This is a genomic window from Chamaesiphon sp. OTE_20_metabat_361, assembly GCF_031364565.1.
The window spans coordinates 1-1,616 of record NZ_JANLWO010000589.1 but is presented as its reverse complement, the minus strand read 5'-3'; the positions used below and the strand labels follow the sequence as shown (position 1 = coordinate 1,616).

2 protein-coding genes are annotated in these 1,616 nt (G+C 48.2%); both read left to right on the top strand.

What is annotated here, in order from left to right; translation table 11 throughout:
• Nucleotides 1-472: 472 nt before the first annotated feature.
• Nucleotides 473-613: a hypothetical protein gene (locus RMO35_RS16990; protein WP_309738833.1), complete on the top strand. Its 141-nt coding sequence runs from the start codon at nucleotides 473-475 to the stop codon at nucleotides 611-613.
• Between the two features lie 19 nt (nucleotides 614-632).
• Nucleotides 633-1,112 (top strand): type II 3-dehydroquinate dehydratase, encoded by a 480-nt coding sequence (gene aroQ, locus RMO35_RS16985; protein ID WP_309742501.1) that lies wholly within the window; start codon nucleotides 633-635, stop codon nucleotides 1,110-1,112.
• Nucleotides 1,113-1,616 lie beyond the last annotated feature (504 nt).

The following is a 1,616-nucleotide window of genomic DNA, read 5'->3' as shown; positions in this document are numbered from 1 at the left end:
GCTGTGGCGATCGCGATCGCTCCAATTTCATCAGCACCGCTACCGTGGCGGATCGAGAACTGGCATTTCTATGGATTAGTGGCTTTTTGGGTAGCAGTGGCTTTGACTCTCATATCTGGCGCGATCTACATTTTCCCAGCCAGAACTCAGCCCTCCAGGGGAATGTAGCCTCAGATACCAAAAAAATATCCTCTGAAAAAAGTGATATCGGCGATCTTAATATTTACTTAATAAATTCGCGAATTGGGAGGTGGATCTGGCTCAAAAGCTTACTCTGACTAACTTGTGAGCCGCGATCGAGTCAAAATTTCACCGAGATCGGCTCAAACCGACCGCACATCTTCCTGAGATTTGCCTTTACAATAGGTAACAGTAAGGGACCTAAACCGGAACACGATCGCACTCAGCCGCTCTTAAGCTGGTTGGTAGATCTCGGGAGATGGGCTACATCGTTCTTGGAGTAAGCTATCTGATGGATTATATCGAAAGAGTGCTCGAAAAGTTAAAGCACTGGGCTGGCAAACTGATCGAAGCAATTCTCGGCCCAGAAATGCAGCCAGAACCCGAATTGATTCCAATCCCTGTCGATGACAGAATGCGGAGATCGCGATAGTCGGGATCTGAACTAGCAAATGATGACCGATCGTGCTGGGGAGCTGAGCATAGTAGTTTTGCATGGGCCAAATCTTAACTTGTTAGGGTTGCGAGAGCCGGAAATTTATGGCGCATCGACATTGGCTCAGATCGATGCCCAGTTGGTAGAGTTGGGTAACTCTTTGGACACGACGGTTTCGTCACTCCAATCTAACCACGAAGGTATGTTAGTGGATGCGATACATGATGCTCGCGATCGCTACGACGGCATTGTAATCAATGCTGGAGCATACACGCACACTAGTATTGCTATTCGGGATGCGATTTCAGCGGTGCAAATTCCGACAGTCGAAGTCCATCTAAGTAATATTTACAAGCGCGAAGAATTTCGGCACCACTCATATCTAGCGGCGATCGTTATCGGTCAGATTAGTGGTTTTGGGACGCAGAGTTATCAGTTAGGGTTGCAAGCTCTAATCGTGCATTTACGGCAGTTGAGAGCTGCCAGTGGCGGCTGAAGCGCCGAAGTAAAAACAAAATCTTTTCTAATATTGTTTTCGTCTGAGAGGGTGTTTGAAAAGTCTAATTGCCTCTCGCATGGTGGATAAATCCCCCTGCTTTGTGAAACACATGCGGAGGGAACCTGCGCGTGATTGCATCCGCTAAATCCCACTTAAAAAGCTACGGTGTACACACAAGTCGGCTAGACTTCTTTTCTAGATCTAAATCCCCCAACCCCCTTGGAAAGGGGGCTAAGAGTCGGTCAAAGTCACCCTTTTTAAGGGGGGGTGGGGGGATTCTCTGGGGTTTAAGCAATAGACTAGACTCTTCAAACATCATCTTAGTTTCCCCTAAAGCCTAAAGCCCAAAGCCTACTGAGTTCGCTCGTGAGGCACATAGCCGACCCAAGCGGGAGTGCCGCTCAAACCGCTGTGGGGATTGCTATCTTGAGCTGAAGGAGAGCGCGGTAAAATGAACGAAAACGTGCTGCCCTCACCTAAAACACTCTCGACCCAGATATG